Annotated in this window: 9 protein-coding genes; 1 reads left to right on the top strand and 8 read right to left on the bottom strand. The window is 71.0% G+C overall.

Features of this window, described 5'->3' with window-relative positions; genetic code table 11:
* Positions 1-73 precede the first annotated feature (73 nt).
* The 5 genes from WMF17_RS43560 to aceB all read right to left on the bottom strand — a co-directional run bounded on the left by WMF17_RS43560 (position 74) and on the right by aceB (position 10,645).
* The gene (locus WMF17_RS43560) at positions 74-4,015 is read right to left on the bottom strand and encodes a serine/threonine-protein kinase (RefSeq protein WP_437646801.1); all 3,942 of its coding nucleotides are present in this window, start codon (positions 4,013-4,015) and stop codon (positions 74-76) included.
* An 11-nt stretch (positions 4,016-4,026) separates the two neighbouring features.
* Positions 4,027-4,875 (bottom strand): hypothetical protein, encoded by an 849-nt coding sequence (locus tag WMF17_RS43555; RefSeq protein WP_437599456.1) that lies wholly within the window; start codon positions 4,873-4,875, stop codon positions 4,027-4,029.
* Between the two features lie 190 nt (positions 4,876-5,065).
* The gene (locus WMF17_RS43550) at positions 5,066-7,417 is read right to left on the bottom strand and encodes a glutamine--tRNA ligase/YqeY domain fusion protein (protein WP_437599455.1); all 2,352 of its coding nucleotides are present in this window, start codon (positions 7,415-7,417) and stop codon (positions 5,066-5,068) included.
* Between the two features lie 231 nt (positions 7,418-7,648).
* Positions 7,649-8,947 carry an isocitrate lyase gene (aceA, locus tag WMF17_RS43545; protein WP_437646799.1) on the bottom strand — a complete coding sequence of 433 codons (1,299 nt, stop codon included), beginning with the start codon at positions 8,945-8,947 and terminating at the stop codon, positions 7,649-7,651.
* Between the two features lie 75 nt (positions 8,948-9,022).
* On the bottom strand, positions 9,023-10,645 hold the full coding sequence (aceB, locus tag WMF17_RS43540; RefSeq protein WP_437646797.1) for a malate synthase A: 1,623 nt from the start codon (positions 10,643-10,645) through the stop codon (positions 9,023-9,025).
* 213 nt (positions 10,646-10,858) lie between these two features.
* Here aceB and WMF17_RS43535 point away from each other — a divergent pair, with 213 nt between their 5' ends.
* Positions 10,859-12,289, top strand: a complete 1,431-nt coding sequence (locus tag WMF17_RS43535) for a helix-turn-helix domain-containing protein (protein WP_437646795.1) — start codon at positions 10,859-10,861, stop codon at positions 12,287-12,289.
* 19 nt (positions 12,290-12,308) lie between these two features.
* Here WMF17_RS43535 and WMF17_RS43530 read toward each other — a convergent pair whose 3' ends face one another.
* From WMF17_RS43530 to WMF17_RS43520, 3 genes are read right to left on the bottom strand one after another with little or no spacing between them, the layout of a single operon-like run.
* A complete protein-coding gene (locus WMF17_RS43530; protein ID WP_437646794.1) occupies positions 12,309-12,680 on the bottom strand; it encodes a response regulator in 372 nt (123 codons plus the stop codon).
* Complete coding sequence (locus WMF17_RS43525; protein WP_437646792.1) at positions 12,677-13,360, bottom strand: histidine kinase; 684 nt, start codon at positions 13,358-13,360, stop codon at positions 12,677-12,679. The genes WMF17_RS43530 and WMF17_RS43525 overlap by 4 nt, the downstream gene beginning before the upstream one ends.
* Positions 13,361-13,387: 27 nt before the next feature.
* Positions 13,388-14,821, bottom strand: coding sequence for a sigma-54-dependent transcriptional regulator (locus WMF17_RS43520; RefSeq protein WP_437599449.1), 1,434 nt, complete (start codon positions 14,819-14,821; stop codon positions 13,388-13,390).
* Positions 14,822-15,404: the final 583 nt, after the last annotated feature.

The following is a 15,404-nucleotide window of genomic DNA, read 5'->3' as shown; positions in this document are numbered from 1 at the left end:
CACCGGCTACCGCACGGGCCCTCCGGCGCGCCCGCCCGGCTCCACGCGGCCGGGGGCGAGGCCCCCTGAGGCGTCACCCGGCGAGCGCCAGGGTCCTCGCGTTGTCGGGCACGCACGTCAAGAAGCGCTCGCGGAAGCTCGGGTCGCTGATCTTCTCCGCGCGGCTGAGCAGGTGCTCGCGCGCGGCGGCGAGCGCCGCCGCCGCCTCGCGCTCGGCCCCCGCGGCGGCGAGCGCCTCGGCGTAGGCGAGCCGCACCAGCGACTCGCCCTCCTCGAGCGAGCCCGCCGCCTCGAGCTGCGCGAACGCCTCGCGCGCGGCCGGCAGCGCCTCCTCCCGGCGGCCCTGCGCGAGCAGCGCGCGCGAGAGCACCGCGACGGCGGCGGCGCGGAGCGGCGGCGCCACCGTCAGCGCCTCGACCGCGGCGCGCGCCTCGCGCTCGGCGGCCGCGGGATCGCCCGAGAGCAGCAGGATCTTCGCCAGGTACGTCAGCGTCACGCCCTCCATCCGCCGGTCGCCCTGCTGCTGGAACGCCGCGGCCGCGCGCAGCTCGAGGAGCTTCGCCTCCTCGAGCTGCCCGAGGTGGGCGATGACGTAGCCGAGGTTCTGGAGCGCGGCCGTCTCCAGATCGTCGAGGCCCATGCGCTGCGCGGCCGCGAGCGCCGTCCGGAGCGCCGACTCGGCCACCTCGAAATCGCCGAGCTCGCAGTACAGGAAGCCCAGGTTCTCGCGCACCGCGCAGGCGTTCCGGCGGTCGCCGGCCTGCTCGAACGCCGCGACCGCCGCCGTGAGCCCGCTCAGCGCCGCCCCGATGTCGCCCTTCGTCTGCGCCCGGATCGCGCGCGCCTGCTGGTAGAGCCCCGCCGCCTGCGGATCGAGCCCCGCGGGCTCGCTCGCGACAGCGTCGAGCATCTGGATCAGCTTGTCGGCCGCCGCGTAGCGGCCGCCGAAGATCAGGTACGTCGCGGCCTCGCACAGGCACATGATCCGGGCGCTCATCGCGCCCGTGGCCTCGGCCGCCCGCGCCACCCACGCCTCGACGCGATCGAAGTGGCCGAGCTTCCCCTCCGCCACGATCACCTGCCCGATGGCGCGGAACCACGCCGTGCTGCCGGTCCGGACGAGGCTCGCCGCCTCGGTGCCGCGCTGCGCGGCGAGCGCCGTCTCCTGCTGCCACAGGCTGATCTCGGCCTCCACCAGCCGCAGCCGCCCGAGCTCCTCGTCGGCCGCCCCGCACTTGATGCCCATCTCGGCGCGCGCGAGCGCGCTCGCCAGATCGTTCGCCTCCAGCGCCTGCTCCGCGGCCCGCCGGTACCACTTCACCGCGCGCTCCGGCTCGCCGCCGAGCCGGAAGTGCTCCGCCATCGCCATCGCGTCGGTGTGCCCGCTGCGCTCGAGCCACTCGCCGGCCAGCTTGTGCCCGAGGGCGCGGTCCGGCTCCGTCAGCATCGCGTACGCGGCCTCGCGCACGATCGCGTGCCGGAACACGTAGTCGGTCGGGATGAGCCACCCCGGCGTCGAGGCCGGCGCGATGAGCTCGCGCGCCGCCAGCGCGTCGAGCCACGTCTCGGTCTCCCTCACGCGCGTGGCGCCGCCGAGCAGCGCCGCCACCGCGAGCTTCGAGAAGCGATCGCCGAAGATGCTCGCCGCCCGCAGCACCCGCTTCGCCTCGTGCCCCTCGGCGTCGAGCCGCGCCTCGACCGTGCCCAGCACCGAGTCGGGCAGCACGTCCCCCTTGCCGTCCGCGACCGCGCGGATGAGCTCCTCCAGGTAGAACGGATTGCCGTCGGCCCGCTCCACGACCCGCGCCACGATCTCGGCGGACATGTCCTCGCCGAGCGCGCTCCGCACCATCCGCTCGCTCGCCTTGGCCGGCAGCGGCCCGAGCTTGATCGTCTGCACCTCGCGGTCGGTCCACAGGCCGGGGAACTGCTTGCTGACCTCGGGTCGGGCGAGCGCGAGCAGCATGAGCGGCAGGTCCCGGAGGTTCCGGAGCGTCTGGTCGATGAGGCGCACCGTCGCCGGATCGCCCCACTGCAGGTCCTCGAGCACGAGCAGCACCGGCTGCGCCGCGCACTCGGCGGCGAGCCAGTCCTCCCACGCCGCGCGCGTCGCGTCGGCCATCAGCATCGCGTTCTCGCGCGCCGCGCGCAGCCCGCTCGTCTCCCCGTCGGGGAACGGCGTCCGCGTGAGCTCGCCCAGGAAGGCCGCGACCCGGTTCAGCGCGTCGCCTCTCAGGTGGCGCCCCAGCCGGCGCTTCAGCTTGCGCCGCCGGGACTCCACCGGCTCGCCCTCGCGCATCCCCGCCGTCCGGCGGATCGCGTCCGCGATGAGGCCGAACGGCGACCCCGCGGCCACCGACTCGGCCCGGCCGGAGAGGATCTCCAGCCCCGCGAGCTGGCGCCGCACCCGGGTGAGGAACTCCAGGCGAAGCCGCGACTTGCCGGCCCCGGCCGCGCCGAGCACGAGCACCGCGCTCGCCAGCGACTCGCTCACGCACCCGGAGAACACGCCCTCCAGCATCGACAGCTCGCGGATGCGGCCGACCCACAGGCTCGGCTTGCCGAGGAGGACGGGGGTGCTCTCGTCGGCCGCCGTCTCGCTCGCGAGGAACGGCCCCTTCTCGTCCGAGTCCACCTTGAGCCGCCCGCCGACGACGCTGGCGGTCACGTCGTCGAGCCGGACGACCCCGCCCTGCGCCGCCCGCAGGGCGCGCACCCCCCGGTCGATCACGTCGCCCTCGATGAGCTTCGCCGACGACACCCCGCGCCCCGTCGCGACCGCGAGCGGGATGCCCGGGAACCGCGCGCGCAGGGCGAGCGCGCACCGCGCCGCCCGCTCGGCCCGATCCACGGCGCTCCCGGCGCCGGCGAGAATCGCGATGAGCGACCCGCGCGAGATCTCGGTGATGTGGGCGCCGTAGGGCTCCACCGCCGCCCGCACCTCCGAGCGCGGCACCGCGGAGCCCGGGCCCTCGTTCGAGAGCTCCTGCAGCACGCTCGAGACGTCCGATACGCTCGGCACGCCGCCGGCCGCCGCCACGCTCATCTCGACGTCGTCCGGCTCGCCGGCGAGCACGAGGGACACGAGCCGCTGCTCGCTGCGCGTGAGGAAGCCCGGGGGCCGCGCCGAGCGCATGGTCGAGTCGCGCTGGGACGCCAGGGTGGCGGGCCGCGGCGTCGCCCAGGCGTCCAGCGCCTCCGCGATCTGCGCGAGCTGCACCCCGACGTCGCCGCAGTCGCGCGGCCGCTCCTCGGGGTTCTTCGCCATCATCCGGTCGACGAGGAGCTCCAGCGGCTCCGGCACGTCCGCGCGGACGTCGCGCAGCCGGGGCGTCTGCTGGAACAGGAGCTTGGCGAGCGCCGCCATGACGTGCGCCCCCTCGAAGGCCGGGCGGCCCGCGATGCACTCGTAGAACACGCACGCGAGCGAGAACACGTCCGCGCGCGCGTCGAGGGGGCTCCCGCTCTCGATCTGCTCGGGCGAGATGTACCCCGGCGTCCCGAGGATCCCGCCCGTGTAGGTGAGCCGCCGCGACTCCCCGTCGGGCCGCGCGATCCCGAAGTCGACGAGCTTGAGCTGGCCGACGTCGCCGGCGACGAGGAAGATGTTGCTCGGCTTGACGTCGCGGTGGATGATCCCGCGCGAGTGCGCGAAGGCGAGCGCGTCCGCCGTCCTGCGCAGCACCCCGAGGCTCTCGGCGAGCGAGAGCTTCCGGCGCGCGAGGCACGCCGCGAGGTCCTCGCCCTCCAGCCACTCCATGGCGAGGTAGTGGTCGCCGGCGCCCGTCCGGCCGTGGGTGACGTACCGCACGATCCCCGGGTGGTTCAGCTCGGCCAGGATCTGCGACTCGCGCTCGAAGCGCTCGACGTCGAAGGCCTCGCGGCTGTGCAGGAGCTTGAGGGCGACAGGGCGGCCGTCGAGGCGGTCGTGGGCGCGGTAGACCGTCCCCATCCCCCCGGCCGCAGCCTGCTGCTCGACGACGAAGCGGCTCGCGAGGACAGCGCCGGACTCCACGCTGCGCGATGCTACTCGAGGAAGACGCTCACCGAAGCCTTGTACCGGTCGGTGCCGCGCGGAAAGATGCCGGTGCCGCACGGGAGCGTGAAGACGGGCGCCCGGTCGCGGCAGTCCGTGAAGCTGCCGTCGTGCCGTGGCCCATCGCACACGTCTTCACATTCGCCCACGACGTCGACCACGCAGCCGTTGAGCGAGGGCCCGCAGACGCGCGGGATCGACCTCTTCCCGGGCGCGAGGCACGCGAAGCGGCGCTGGGTGTCCAGGAACACGTTGCCGTAGTAGGTCGCCTCCGGCGCGTCGTACCTGTCGCGCTCCTTCTTCGTGGACGAGAGCGCGTCGTCCTTTCCGCGGAGCGAGATCATGACATGCTCGCCGCGGTAGTTCACGCGCGAGAGCAAGCAGGCCGAGACCCACTCCTGGCACTTTTCGCCACACGAGCCGTTCTTCTTGCCCCACTCGGGCGCGAGCCCGAGCTCCCCGGCGAAGAAGTACGACTTGCGGCCGACGTCGACTTCGACGCTCTCGTGCTCGGGGAGAGCGCAGCTCACGATGAAGCTGAGGAGCTCCCTCGCCTCGGGGTCACTGAGCGCCTCGCTCGTGAGCGAATTGCCCATCAGCGCGTTGCGGGTCAGCGCGTTGCGGGTCAGCGCGTTGCGGGTCAGCGCGTTGCGGGTCAGCGCGTTGCGGGTCAGCGCGTTGCGGGTCAGCGCGTTGTAGACCACGACCTCCTGCTGCACCTCCGCCACCGCCTCATCCTCGCCATCGAGCCCATCGAGCTCGGTCGACGCGATACAAGCAACCTGCGAGGACGATACCGCCACGCAGACGATGAGAGCGAACTGGCGTGCAGATTCCATAGTCCTAATCTCATCTATACCAATCCATCTCTCAAGTTCAATTATTTTATGGACATTTTGCGGGATATCTTTCTCCACACTGCCATGACAGGCATCACGTAGTCAGGTGCTGGGCGCGGGACAACGCAGAGCGCAGCACTCCCGCGCACCCCGAGCAGGGGGGAAGCGAAGCAGCGTGTGGGTGGGAGATTTACGCCAGTTTCCTGGTCAGCAGCGTATTGACCAGGTCGGGGTTCGCTTTGCCGCCGGAGGCCTTCAGGACCTGGCCGACGAAGAACCCGATCAGCTTCGTATTCCCGGCGCGAAAGCGGGAAACCTCGCCGGGGTGCCCGGCGATGATCTGGTCGACGATGCGCTCCAGGGCGCCTTCGTCGGCCACCTGCCGGAGCCCTCTGCGTTCCACGATGGCCCGCGGGCTACCGCCCTGCTGCATTATCTCAGCGAGTACATCTTTCGCTATCTTTCCGGAAATCGTCCCGTCATCAATCAGCGCCAGGAGCTCGCCGAGCTGCGCACCTGAGAAGGGCAGGTCGCCTGTCTTCCTGTCCTTCAGCTCGCGCGAGAGCGAGTGGATGACCCAGTTGGCGGCGCTCCTCGGGTTGTCGTGGACCGCCACGGCCTCCTCGAACAGCCGGAGGAGGCCGTCGTCCTCGGCCAGGACGAGGGCGTCGTCGCCGGGTATCCCGCGCGCCTCGACGAGGCGTCTGGCCTTCTCGGCGCGCGCCGGGTCGAGCCGCGCGAGCCGCTCCTCGAAGGTCGCGCGCTCGGCTTTCGGCCTCGGCGGCGCCTTCGCGGCCGCGCCCTCGGGCGCCGCGGCCGGAGCGGGCTTCTCGCCGGCCAGCTTCGACCACGAGTCCTTGAGCGCCACCGTGCGGTTGAAGACCGGCGCGCCGGGCGCGGAGTCGACCGGATCCACGAAGAAGAACCCCTGGCGCTCGAACTGGACATGGCTGCCCCGCTCGATGGTGGACAGGCTCGGCTCCACCCGGCATCCGGTCAGGGCAGCCAGCGAACCAGTGTTCAAATTATCCAGGAAGTCCTTTCCTTCCTCGACCGCGTCCGGCCGCTCGACCGCGAAGAGCCGGTCGTAGAGCCGGACCTCGACGGGGATCGCGTGGGTGGCCGAGACCCAGTGCAGCGTCCCCTTCGGCTTGCGGCCGTCGGGCGCCTCACCGCTCTTCGTGGGGTGATCGTAGGTGCACCGGAGCTCGACCACCTCTCCTGTGGTCGGATCTTTCACCACCTCGCGGCAGGTGATGAACCCGGCGTAGCGGAGTCGCACCTGCTGCCCTGGCGCGAGCCGGAACCACTTCTTGGGCGGGTCCTCGAGGAAGTCGTCGCGCTCGATGAAGAGCACCCGGGAGAGGGGGACCTTGCGGGAGCCCTGCTTCGGCACGTCCTCGGGCCAGTAGGGCGCGTCGATCTCCTCCACCTGCCCCTCGGGGTAGTTCTCGAGGACGACGCGGAGCGGGCGCAGCACGGCCATGACGCGCGGGGCGCGGAGGTTCAGGTCGTCGCGGACGCACGACTCGAACTTCGCGATGTCGACCATGCTGTTCGTCTTGGCGACGCCGATCTCCTCGCAGAAGGAGCGGATGGCCTCGGGCGTCACGCCGCGGCGCCGGAGGCCGGCGAGGGTGGGCATGCGCGGGTCGTCCCAGCCCGTCACGTGGCCGCCCTTCACGAGCCCGAGCAGCTTGCGCTTGCTCATCACCGTGTAGTTCAGGTTGAGCCGCGCGAACTCGTACTGCCGGGGGCGGGACGGGACGTCGAGGTTCTCGATGAACCAGTCGTAGAGCTCCCGGTTGTTCTCGAACTCCAGCGTGCAGATCGAGTGGGTGATCCCCTCGATCGCGTCGGAGAGGCTGTGAGCGAAGTCGTACAGCGGGTAGACGCACCAGGCGTCGCCCGTCCGGTAGTGGCGCGCGCGCTTGATGCGGTAGATCGGCGGATCGCGCATCTTCATGTTGGGAGCGGCCATGTCGATCCTGGCCCGGAGCACGTGCGCGCCCTCCGGGAACTCCCCTGCTCTCATCCGGGCGAAGAGCTCCAGGTTCTCCTCGACGGACCTGTTCCTGTAGGGGCTGTCTCGCCCGGGCTCGGTGACGGTGCCGCGCATCTCGCGGGTCTCCGCCTCGCTCAGGCTGCACACGTACGCCTTGCCCTTCCGGATGAGCTCCACCGCGAACGCGTACAGCCGCTCGAAGTAGTCCGACGCGAAGAAGAGCTTGTCACCCCAGTCGCCGCCTAGCCAGCGCACGTCGCGCTGGATGGCCTCGACATACTCCAGGTCCTCGGCCGCTGGGTTCGTGTCGTCGAACCGCAGGTGGCACGCGCCCCCGAAGTCGGCCGCCAGCCCGAAATTGAGCAGGATCGACTTCGCATGTCCGATGTGCAGGTATCCGTTCGGCTCGGGCGGGAACCGGGTCACGACCCGCGTGTGCCTGCCTGCGGCGAGGTCTTCGGCGATGATGTTGCGGATGAAATTGGACGCGGCGCCGCCGCTGTCAGCGTCGCTCGGTCTGGGGCTCTGCGTTGTCACAGCTGTTTTCACCTCGGCTCGGGCGACGCGGCCGGGCGCAGCCGGGTATCGCGGCCCGAGCGGAGCCTACTCGAACGGCCCCCCCTGGACCACCGTGGAGAGGGCGCCGCGCGGCCCGCCCCCTCGCCGCGCGCGGCGCTCCCCTCGGGGCGGGCGCGGGCGACGCAGCGCGGGCGGGCCAGGAACGGCGTGGACGACGCGCGGACGTGCGCGGCAGAGCGGCGCGGGCGCTCAGAACTGGGCGGCCTCGGTGGACTCGTGCAGGGCCAGCGTGGACGCCGCGCCGCCCGAGATCACCTGGGCGACCTCGTCGAAGTAGCCCGTCCCGACCTCGCGCTGGTGGCGCGTGGCGCTGTAGCCGAACTGCTCGCCGGCGAACTCGGCCTGCTGGAGCTCGGAGTACGCTGACATCCCGCGGCGCTGGTACTGCCTGGCGAGCTCGAACATGCTGTGATTGAGCGCGTGGAACCCGGCGAGGGTGACGAACTGGAACTTGTACCCCATCGCGCCGAGCTCGCGCTGGAAGCGCGCGATGGTCGCGTCGTCGAGGTGCTTCTTCCAGTTGAACGAGGGAGAACAGTTGTAGGCGAGCGGCTTGCCCGGGAACTGCTTGTGGACCCCCTCCGCGAAGCGCCGCGCCTGGTCGAGGTCCGGCGTCGAGGTCTCGCACCAGACGAGGTCGGCGTAGGGCGCGTACGCGAGCCCGCGCGCGATGGCCGCATCGAGCCCGCCCTTCAGCACGTAGAAGCCCTCCGGCGTGCGCTCGCCGCTGATGAACGGCTTGTCGCGCGGGTCGACGTCCGAGGTGATGAGCTTGGCGCTGTCGGCGTCGGTGCGGGCGACGAGGACGGTCGGCACGCCCATGACGTCGCTGGCGAGGCGGGCCGCGACGAGGGTGCGGATGAACTGGCTGGTCGGGACGAGGACCTTGCCGCCCATGTGCCCGCACTTCTTCTCGGAGGCGAGCTGGTCCTCGAAGTGCACGCCCGCGGCGCCCGCCTCGATCATGGACTTCATGAGCTCGAAGGCGTTCAGCGGCCCTCCGAAGCCGGCCTCGGCGTCGGCCATGATGGGGGCGAGCCAGTAGCGCCCCGCCTTGCCCTCGGCGTTCTCGATCTGGTCCGCGCGGAGGAGCGCCTGGTTGATGCGGCGCACGAGCGTCGGGACGCTGTTGGCCGGATACAGGCTCTGGTCGGGGTACATGGTCCCGGCCTCGTTGTTGTCCGCCGCCACCTGCCACCCGCTCAGGTAGATGGCCTTGAGCCCGGCCCGGACCTGCTGCATCGCCTGGTTGCCGGTGAGGGCGCCGAGCGCCGCCACGTAGGGCTCGCTGTGCATCAGGTTCCAGAGCCGCTTGGCCCCGAGGGTGGCGAGCGTGTGCTCGATACGGACGGTGCCGCGGAGGCGCGCGACGTCGGCCTCGGAGTACGGGCGCACGATGCCGCTCCATCGGCCGGGGGCGACGTCGCTCGGCGTCGCGTGCAGGGAATCGGCGGAGATCGACGTGTTGAGCGGGAAGGCAGCGGACATGACTGGGCTCCTAGTGCGTTGGGGTTGCGGGCGGCAGCTGCCGCTGTGTCGACGTCAAAACAAGCCGGCTGCGCGTCACGAGCTGTGCGCTCCGGCGCGCGAGATCAGGAGCTCGTAAGCAGGCAGCGTGAGGAACTCCTCGAAGGTCTCTCCGACCGACAGCCGCTCGAAGAGCCGGCGCGCGTCGGCGAAGCGGCCGCCGTCGAAGCGCGCCTCGCCGAGCGCGCCGCGCAGGGCCGCCATCTCGCCGTCGACGAGCGCGCGGAAGCGCTCCTCGGTGAGCGGCGCGCCGTCGTCCAGCGTCGCCCTGTGGCGGATCCACTGCCAGACCTGGGTGCGCGAGATCTCGGCGGTGGCCGCGTCCTCCATCAGGTTGTAGAGCGGGACGCAGCCGAGGCCGCTGATCCACGCCTCGAGGTACTGGACGCCGACGCGGATGTTGTGGCGCAGGCCGGCCTCGGTGCGCGCGCCGGGCGGGACGCGCAGGAGGTCGGCCGCCGTCACGCTGACGTCCTCGCGCTTCCGCTCGATCTGGTTCGCGGCGGGCATGTGCGCGTCGAACACCTCGCGCGCGAGCGGCACGAGCGCCGGGTGCGCCACCCAGGTGCCGTCGTGCCCGTCCTTCACCTCGCGCAGCTTGTCGGCGCGCACCTTCTCGAGCGCGGCGCGGTTCGCCTCGGGGTCGCTCTTGATCGGGATCTGCGCCGCCATGCCGCCCATCGCGTGCACGCCGCGGCGGTGGCAGGTCTTCACGAGCAGCTGGGTGTACGAGCGCAGGAAGTGCTGCTCCATCGTCACCTGCGACCGGTCCGGCATCACGCAGGCCGGGTCGTTCCGGAGCTTCTTGATGAAGCTGAAGATGTAGTCCCAGCGACCGCAGTTGAGCCCGGCCGAGTGCTGGCGGAGCTCATAGAGGATCTCGTCCATCTCGAACGCCGCGGGGAGCGTCTCGATGAGGACGGTCGCCTTGATCGTGCCGGTGGGCAGGCCGAGCGCATCCTGCGCGAACAGGAACACATCGTTCCAGAGCCGCGCCTCCAGGTGACTCTCCATCTTCGGCAGGTAGAAGTAAGGACCGGTACCGCGGCGGACGAGCTCACGAGCGTTGTGGAAGAAGAAGAGTCCGAAATCGAAGAGCCCGCCCGGCAGCGGCTTTCCGTCGAGCTCGACGTGCTTCTCCCAGAGGTGCCAGCCGCGCGGGCGCACGAGCAGGGTCGCGAGCCTCTCGCCGAGGGCGTAGCGCTTGCCCGTGGCCGGCTCCTCGTGGCGGAGCTCGCGCCGCACCGCGAGCCGCAGCGCCGCCTGCCCCTCGATGAGGTTCTTCCACGTCGGCGAGGTGGCGTCCTCGAAGTCCGCCATGAACACGCTCGCGCCGCAGTTCAAGGCATTGATGATCATCTTGGGATCGACGGGGCCGGTGATCTCCACGCGCCGGTCGAGCAGGTCCTCGGGCAGCGGTGCCACCGTCCAGTCCGCCTCGCGCACGTCGCGCGTCTCGCGGAGGAAATCGAACCGCTCGCCCGCGTCGAGCCGCGCCTGCACCCCGCGCCGCCGCTCGAGCAGGGCCGGTACCCGGTCAGCGAACTTACGTCCAAGACTCGCGAGGAAGCGAAGCGCCTCTGGCGTGAGGACGGACGCGTCGCCCGCAACACGGGGGGCGAGCAAGCTCAGGTTCGAGGTCGCATGATTCTGGCTCATCCACATCTCCTGCAACGCTGCGCGTCGTTACAAGGAACCTATGTTTGTCGAATGGGTTTCAACGTCAACTTCGCTTTGAAATGCAGGCGGATAACGATGTCGACGAAAGGCCTTTACAGCCAGTCAATGTGTAAACTATTGTAAATTTCTGACGGCAGCGCGCCGCGCCTACATGTCCGTTCAGTAGTCACAGCTACGTTCGGGAGGGTTCTCATGGCCGATGCACCTCTTCTCGGAGCCAAGGTCCGTGCGCTCCGGCGTCGCGAGCACATGACGCAGGTCGATCTGGCGGAGCGCCTGGGTGTCTCGGCGAGTTATCTGAACTTGATAGAGAACAACCGGCGTCCGTTGACCGCCCCACTTCTCATCCGGTTGGCCCAGATATTCCAGCTCGACCTCCAGAACTTCGCGTCGGAAGAGGACGTACGGCTGACAGCCGATCTCCACGAGGTGTTCGGCGATCCCATCTTCGAGAGCCACGGGCTGACGAACGCCGATCTGCGCGAGCTCGTCGCGACGTCACCGAACGTCGCGCGCGCGGTGCTCACGCTCTACCGCACATACGCGACGACCCGGGAATCGCTGGACACGCTGGGGGAGCGGCTGGCGGGGGACGGGTTCGTCGCGGTCGACAACTCGCGCCTGCCGTCCGAGGAGGTGAGCGACCTGATCCAGCGCCGGATGAACCACTTCCCGGAGATCGAGGAGGGCGCCGAGGCGCTCTGGCGCGAGGCGGAGCTCGACGCGGACGACGTTTACCGCGGCCTCGTCCGGTACCTTCACGCGACGCGCGGCATCGAGGTGCGCATCGTGCGGGTCGCCGACGAGCGCCAGGCGATGCGGCGCTACGACCCCGACAGGCGCGTGCTCAGCATCTCGGAGGTGCTGCCGCCCCGGAGCCGCCGGTTCCAGCTCGCGCACCAGCTCGGGCTGCTCACCCAGTCGGCAGCGATCGACCGCATCCTGCGCGACGAGAACCTCACGACCCCCGAGTCCCGCGCGCTCGCGCGCGTCGCGCTGGCCAACTACTTCGCCGCCGCGATCCTCATGCCGTACCAGCCGTTCCTGGAGGCGGCGCGCGCCGAGCGGTACGACATCGAGCTCCTCGCGCACCGCTTCGGCACGAGCTTCGAGCAGGTGTGCCACCGGCTGACGACGCTCCGCCGCCCCGGCGCCGAGGGGGTGCCGATGCACATGGTCCGCATCGACATCGCGGGCAACATCTCGAAGCGCTTCAGCGGCTCCGGCATCCGCTTCGCGCGGTTCAGCGGCGCGTGCCCCCGCTGGAACGTGCACGCCGCCCTGATGACCCCCGGCATGATCCGGATCCAGCTCTCTCAGATGCCCGACGGCGCGGTCTATTTCTGCATCGCGCGCACCGTGCGCAGCGACCGCGGCGGCTACCACGTCCCCCACACGGTGCAGTCGATCGGCATGGGCTGCGACGTGCGCTACGCCCGCGAGCTCGTCTACGCCGACGGGATCGACCTCGACAACGTCGGCGCGGCCGTCCCTGTCGGCGTCACGTGCCGGACCTGCGAGCGCCTCGACTGCGCCCAGCGGGCGCTGCCGGCGCTGCAGCACCCGCTGCGCCTCGACGAGAACCGGCGGGGCGTCTCGTTCTACGCGTCCGTCGACAAGTGAACGACGGCTGAGCGCGCGCTCAGCCCGGCCGGCCGAGCAGCTCGTTGAGCGTCGACACGAGCCGGGTCACGTCGACCGGCTTGACCAGGTGCACGTGCGCCCCGGCCGCCCGGCTCTTCTCGCGGTCGTCGTCGCCGCCGAAGCCGCTCACCACGACCAGCGCGCGCGGCTTGCTCGCGAGCGACGCGAGGAGATCGAGGCCGCTGCCGTCCGGCAGCGACACGTCCGTCACCAGGGCGTCGACGGGGTGCTCGGAGAGCATCGCGCGCCCCTCCTCGCACGAGCTCGCCACGAGCACGCGGAAGCCCCGGCGGCGGAGCGCCATGCCGAGCAGCGACGCCGTGTCGTCGTCGTCGTCCAGCACGAGGACCTGCGGCAGCTCCTCGCTCATCGGGCGCCCGCCTCGTTCAGCGGCCATTCCAGGGTGATCCGCGTCTCCGCGCCCGCGCGCTCGACCCGCGCCGTGCCGCCGTGCGCCCTGAGCACGCCGTCGATCACGCGGACGGGCAGCGCGCCCTCGTCGAACGGGTCCGCGTCCGGCGAGAGCGAGGCCTGGAAGAGCTCCTCGACCGAGGGCGTGTCCGCGTCGCTCGTGAGCACCACCCGCGCCTTGTCGCCGTGGGCCGAGAGCTCGACGGCGACCCGCGCGCGGGCGGCGCGCAGGGCGAGCATGAGCGCGTCCGCGAGCGCCACGGTCATCGAGGCCGGGTGCGCGGAGCCGCGCAGGGGCGCGAGGTCGAGCGCCACCGTGACCTGGCGCCTGCCATAGACGAACGACGCCTCCGAGACGGCCTGGCGGACGAGCGCCTCGAGGTCGAGCGCGTGCATCGGGGCGTCCAGCCGCCGCGACAGCTCCGACGCGGCGGTGTAGCGGTCGGCGAGGCGCAGCAGGCGGCGCACCCCCCGGCGCGCCATGGTGAAGAACGCCGCGTTCCGGGCCGTTGTCTCGCCCCCGAGGGCGCGCTCCAGCTCGTCGAGGGCGCCGGCCACGACGCCCGCCGGCCCTCGAACGTCGTGCCCCGTGCGCGCGAACAGCTTGTCGACCGACTCGGAGAGCGCCTTTTCCGTCATTCCTTCCGCCTTACCTCGCGCCTCAACTCAGCTCAGCGACGAGCTCGCCGACCCCGGCGAAGAGGCAGCCTTGTCCTTGTCCGGGCCTTCGTCTCCGCCCAGACCATCCTGCTCCCCGTAGCGCTCCAGCTTGCGGTACAGCGTGCGCCGGTCGAACCCGAGCATCTGGGCGGCGCGCGACTTGTTGCCGCCGACGAGCGCGAGCACGCGCTTGATGTAGCGCTTCTCGAGCTCGTCCATCGTCATGATCTCCGCCGGCTCGTCGACGGCGACGACGAAGCGGTCGGGCCGGTAGGCCTGGACCTTGTCCGGCAGGTCCTCGACCGTGATCTGCTCGAAGCGCGCGAGGGCCACCGCGCGCTCGATGCTGTTCTCGAGCTCGCGCACGTTGCCCGGCCAGTTGTAGCCGGTGAGCTTCTCCGCGGCCGCCGTCGACAGGGAGAGCACGCCCTTGCCGCTCCTGGAGGAGAACTTCTCGAGGAAATGCATCGCGAGGTGGAGCACGTCCGTCCCGCGCTCGCGCAGGGGCGGCAGGTCGATCTTCACGACGTTGACGCGGTAGAAGAGGTCCTCGCGGAACCGCTTCTCGTACACCTCGGTCTCGAGGTCGCGGTTCGTCGCCGTCACGATGCGCGCGTCGAAGGGGATCTCGGCGTTCGAGCCGACCGGGCGCACCTTCCGCTCCTGGAGCGCGCGCAGCAGCTTCGGCTGGACCTCGAGCGGCATCTCGCCGATCTCGTCGAGGAAGATGGTGCCGCCGCTCGCCTCCAGGAACAGGCCGGTGCGCTGGGTCTTCGCGTCGGTGAAGGCGCCGCGCGCGTGGCCGAAGAGCTCGCTCTCGAGGAGCGCCTGGGGCACCGCGGCGCAGTTGACGGCCACGAAGGGGCCGGGGCGGCCGCTGGCCTCGTGGATCGCCCGCGCGATGAGCTCCTTGCCGGTGCCCGTCTCGCCATGCACGAGGACCGAGGCGTCGCTCCGCGCGACGCGCCCGATGAGGTCGTAGACGCGCTTCATCGCGGGGCTGCGCCCGACGAGGCCCTTTGTCTGCTGGACGTCGTGGGCCGCCTCACGCAGGCGCTTCACCTCGGACCGGAGGCGCCGGTGCTGGACGGCGCGCGAGACCGTCAGGCCGAGGAGGTTCGCGTCGAGCGGCTTCGTGACGAAATCGAACGCCCCCGCGCGCATCGAGGAGATCGCCGTCTCCATGCTCCCGAGCGCCGTCATGACGATGACGAGCATGTCGGGCCGGGCGCCGAGGATGCGCTCGCACAGCTCGATGCCGCTCATCTCGCTCATGCCGACGTCGGTCAACACGACGTCGAAGTCGTCATCGCTCACGAGCTCCAGCGCGCTCTTGGCGGAGGTGCGCGCCGCCACCGAGAATTCCTGCCTCTTGAGGAGGGCTTCGACCAGATCGCACGTCGCTTCGTCGTCATCGACGACGAGTATCCTGCCGCTCATCGCGTGTCCTTCCCCGGCAGCTTCACTAGGTCGACCGCTGCCTGCAGTTGCAGGGAACGTGCCACGGAGACATCGCGCCATCAAGCCCAGGCCGCTTATCCCCGGTGTTTCGAGCGTGACGTTTCGCCACAGGTGCGATTTCCTGCCTCAACCTTGCCTACGGCGCCTCGTGGACGCGGCGCCGATGCGCTCCCTCCTCCGCCGCGCGCTCACCGAGAGCGGCCGCGCTCTCGGTCGGGTGGTGGGGGCATTTGCCCAGAGAGATGTCACATGAAGGCGGGAAGTCGGGAAGATCATTGATGATTTTCTTCCCGCCTTCCCGCCTTCATGTTCAAATGACCCCACCACCCTCGGTCGCCGTCCCCGGCCGGGTTACCCGCTGCCTGGATTTCCACAGGCTGACAGCACGTCGCCCGGTGATGCACATCGCGCGCCTCTCCGGTGCGCGCGGGGAGGCGGCGCGGCGGGGGGCGCCGCTCCGAGGGCGGGCGCGGCCGCGACAAACGTACGTATCGGGTCCCGCGCAGATGCAGCGCAGGCGGCGGCCGCGCGCGCGAGGCCGCGCGAAGCCCGCGGTCGGCAG

The sequence above is a fragment of the Sorangium sp. So ce362 genome (assembly GCF_051519845.1).
GTDB lineage: Bacteria > Myxococcota_A > Polyangia > Polyangiales > Polyangiaceae > Sorangium.
The sequence above is the reverse complement of the archived record's forward strand: the minus strand, read 5'-3'. Positions and strand labels throughout refer to the sequence as shown.